Raw genomic sequence first — 3,676 nt, 5'->3', positions numbered from 1 at the left:
GCCCACGGGGATGCCGGGTTCGTTGGACCATGCGCCATCCGGTGTGCGCAGGCCGCCCATGCATTCCACCAACCGCCAAGGCTCAGGCGGAATGCCACCGAGGTCCTGATAGGCCCCCCAGGCCAGCAGGCAGCCGTAGGCGCTGCCCTTGGCACGCTTCGGTGCCTGATGGTAGCCGCCGTCCCGACAGCGAAAGGCCTCAATGCGTGCCGCCAGCGCTTCACGCGAGGCCATCGGAAAATCCTGCATGCCGGCATTCGCCCAGCAGCGCGCGAGGCAGCACAGATGTACGAAATCCTGCCGCTCCCCATCACCGAAGGGTGAAAGCCAGGGGCGCACATCAGGAATCGTGGTGGCATCCACGGACAGCGCCTGCAGGCCTTCCAGGCCAAACACGGTGTAATAGAGGTCCGGCTTGTCGTTGCGATCCAGGAATCCGCCCTCAGGGGACAGGCGCGAACGCAGGAAAGACTCCACCAGCTCCGCCGACTCACCGAGGAGTTTGGGGGCCAGGCGTGCGACTTGCAGCATCTCAAGACGAAAGGACATGCCACGCGACTTACCCGAAGCCCGCCATGTCGCCAGAAGAAAGTCATTTTCTCGCTTGAGTATTCTGCGGCTTGGTCAAAACTCTCGACCCGGTTAACCCGACTCCTTTGCTCACGTGGCGGAATTGGTAGACGCGCTAGATTCAGGTTCTAGTAAGTAACATTGTGCTGGTTCGAGTCCAGTCGTGAGCACCATCCAGCGGCAACAGTGCCGCCTCGGGTAACCGGTTAAACAGAAAGTCACATGCAAGACGCAGGATTCGTGAGGCAGGCATTTGCGGGTATCGCATCGCGTTATGTGCTGGCAAATCACGTCCTCAGTCTCGGCATCGATTGCCTCTGGCGCCGCACGACAGCCAAACGCATTGCGGAACTTAAACCCCAGCGTGTGCTCGATCTCGCCACCGGCAGCGGGGATCTCGCCCAGGCCATCCAAGCCGCCTGTCCGCAGGCGAAAGTGCTGGGGGCCGATTTCTCGGTGCCCATGATGCGTGAGGCGCAGAAGCGTCAGTTCACCAGTCTCGTCGCCGCAGATGGACTCGCGCTGCCTTTTCAGGATGGTGTCTTCGATGTGCTCACGGTTGCCTTCGGTCTGCGCAACATGGCTTCCTGGCCTGCCGCCCTGAAGGAAATGAACCGCGTGCTGCGGCCCGGCGGTCGCTTGTTTGTGCTCGATTTTTCCATCCCGCGCATTCCTGGCATCCGCCAGTTGTACCTGTTTTATCTCAAGCAGATCATGACCCGCGTCGCCGGGTGGATCACTGGCAAACGCGAAGCCTACGTGTACCTCTGCGGTTCCATCGAGCGCTTTCCCTCCGGCCGTGAGATGGAGGCTTTGATTTGCGAGAATGGTTTCGCCAGTGCGAGTTCACGCCAGCTCACGCTTGGCATCGCTTCGCTATATGAGGCGGTGAAGTAGAGTTAGCCGCGCAAAGACAGAATAGCGCTGGGCGGTGTGGCGCACTTTCAGGCCGGGGCGCGGAGAAGAACGCGGAGCGTCTTGGAGTGCTCCAGTCCTCTGGAGCTTTTCGTAGGCCACGAGGCACTCGAAAGCGCCGGAGGACCGGCGCAGTCCAAAACGCATAGCGCAGGCGGTGACACGTTTTCAAACACGACCTAGGTTGTTCGTGCGTGCGGCACGCGAAGGCGCTTGCCTCGCAGTTGCAGAGCTTGTGATTGGAGTTATCCCTTCGCATGAACTGGCAGAAAGCTCGCAGGATTCTGGCCGGACTCGCCTTGGTCGCGAGTGTGTGGATGATGTCTGCAGCGCTGAAGATGGACTGGCTGTCTGCGGCCTTTCGGGTCATCGGGAGCATGCTGCTGCTCGTGACGACGGTGCTGCTGCTGGCTCCGGACACGGCTTTCAAGCTGGCGGAGTGGATTGCGAAGCCGTTCGCGGAGCTGTTCTTTCCTTCCGATGAGTTTGAGAAGCCGCCGCTGTCCTACAAGCTGGCGCGTCGCTACAGCCAGGAGCGCAAGGTGGAGGCTGCGGTGCAGGAGTATGAGAAGATCTTGTTTTATTATCCCGAGGAACGGGATGCGTATCTGGAGGTGATCGAGCTGGCGCAGCGTGTGCGGGATGAGGAACTGCGCGATAGGTTTGAAGGGCTCTTGAGGGAGAGGGACGAGGCGGAGGCTGCCAAGAGATCAAGGAGCCAGGATGAGGGCGAGGCTTGAGGTAGACCGAGCTTGGAAGTTCGGTCTACGACAAGAAACTCTGCAGTCGCAAGCCATTGCCGAATGGCGCACGGCTTGACGTCTTGATGCGCTGGGAGCGAGCTGAAGCTCGCGAGTACTTTCCTCACACCAGCGCCGCCGGCGTCTGTTCTTCCAGTTCCTCAATGGCAGTCAGGCGGGCCTGCTCTTCATCGAGGTCTTCGTTGACGGGCACGGAGTCGGGCTGCTCATCGTCAGAAGCATCTGAAGCTTCGGCGTCGTCCTCGGCCTTCTTCTTGCGCTTGGGCTGGTTCGGGGCTTCGAGGGCGAGTTCCTGGACGGTCTTGTCCATGGTGCGGGTTTCTTCCGTGGTCATGCGGACGCCCACGGGCTTGCTGACGCCGAACTCCTGCATGGTCACACCGTAGATCACATCGGCGCGGCTCATGGTGCGCTTGTTGTGAGTGACGATGATGAACTGGGAGTTGTCGATGAAGGCGTCCAGCATCTTGAGGAAGCGGCCGATGTTGGTTTCATCGAGCGGTGCATCAAGCTCGTCCAGCACGCAGAAGGGGCTGGGCTTGACCTGGTAGATGGAGAAGAGCAGGGCCACGGCGGTCATGCTGCGCTCGCCACCGGAAAGGAGGCTGATGGTCTGCAGCTTTTTGCCCGGGGGCTTGGCGATGATCTCGATGCCGGACTCCAGCGGATCGTTTTCATCCACCAGCATGAGGTCGGCCTTGGCGGCAGGGCCGAAGAGTTCGCGGAAGTTGTTGTTAAAGAAGCCGCGCACCTGGGTGAACGTCTCCACAAACATGGTCTTCGTGGTCTCGTTGATCTTGGCGATGACCTGCAGCAGCTCGTCCTTGGATTTGACGAGGTCGTTGTGCTGGGTGTCGAGGAAGTTGTGGCGTTCTTCGAGTTCTTCGAACTCCTGGATGGCGTCGAGATTGACGGGGCCGATGCCTTCAAGCTTCTGGCGCAATTCGTAAACGACTTCCATGACGAAGGCCCAGTCGGGCTGTGCTTCTTCGCCGGGAATGACGACTTCGTCGATGTCCACGGCATCGTCATCACGATTGGACACGGCGCGGATGACGGGAGCTTCGGCTTCCTCGGCAGCGGGCTCGGCGTCTTCAGTATCTTCGTTGCTGGGCTCGGCGCCATCGGTGGATGCGCTGGAGCCTGCGGCATTGGCCGCGCCTTTCTTGCCACGGTTGCGGTTCTTCTTCTGCTCTTCGATGGTGACCATCAGCACGTGGTAGTCAGGCTCAAAGGCTTCGATGTGGAAGCTGTAACGCTCCTGCACCTGATTGATCAGGTTTTCGAGACGAAGGTCCACGCGGGTGAGAGCGACTTCGGCGCGGTTGCGGGATTCGTTGAGGCCGTTGAAGCTCTGACGAAGCTGCGTGAGCTGGGCTTCGAGCTGGCTGACCTGCTCAAACAAACTGGCGCGTTCTTCGGTCTTGGAT

The 3,676-nt window shown here is 60.1% G+C and carries 3 protein-coding genes, 1 tRNA gene and 1 pseudogene; 3 read left to right on the top strand and 2 right to left on the bottom strand.

The genetic code is table 11. From position 1 onward, the window contains the following. On the bottom strand, positions 1-549 hold a 549-nt coding region (locus tag WAW39_RS21020; RefSeq protein WP_422321124.1), incomplete at its 3' end, for a hypothetical protein. A gap of 109 nt (positions 550-658) precedes the next feature. Between WAW39_RS21020 and WAW39_RS21015 the strand changes: the two genes are divergently transcribed. From WAW39_RS21015 to WAW39_RS21005, 3 genes are all read left to right on the top strand, one after another. Beyond that, positions 659-743: transfer RNA gene (locus WAW39_RS21015), tRNA-Leu, on the top strand. Between the two features lie 49 nt (positions 744-792). After that, the gene (locus tag WAW39_RS21010; protein ID WP_422321123.1) at positions 793-1,467 is read left to right on the top strand and encodes a ubiquinone/menaquinone biosynthesis methyltransferase; all 675 of its coding nucleotides are present in this window, start codon (positions 793-795) and stop codon (positions 1,465-1,467) included. A 275-nt stretch (positions 1,468-1,742) separates the two neighbouring features. Continuing rightward, positions 1,743-2,225, top strand: coding sequence for a hypothetical protein (locus WAW39_RS21005; protein ID WP_422321122.1), 483 nt, complete (start codon positions 1,743-1,745; stop codon positions 2,223-2,225). Positions 2,226-2,349: 124 nt separating this feature from the next. Here WAW39_RS21005 and WAW39_RS21000 read toward each other — a convergent pair. Next, positions 2,350-3,676: pseudogene (locus WAW39_RS21000) on the bottom strand (hypothetical protein); the annotation flags it as partial.

The sequence above is a fragment of the Prosthecobacter sp. genome (assembly GCF_049294395.1).
GTDB lineage: Bacteria > Verrucomicrobiota > Verrucomicrobiia > Verrucomicrobiales > Verrucomicrobiaceae > Prosthecobacter.
This window is presented reverse-complemented; position numbering and strand designations above follow the sequence as displayed.

What these genes read in the sequence shown, in the direction of transcription:
- WAW39_RS21005 (WP_422321122.1), top strand. Translation starts at nt 1,743, where the DNA reads ATGAACTGGCAGAAAGCTCGCAGGATTCTGGCCGGACTCGCCTTGGTC.
- WAW39_RS21010 (WP_422321123.1), top strand. Translation starts at nt 793, where the DNA reads ATGCAAGACGCAGGATTCGTGAGGCAGGCATTTGCGGGTATCGCATCG.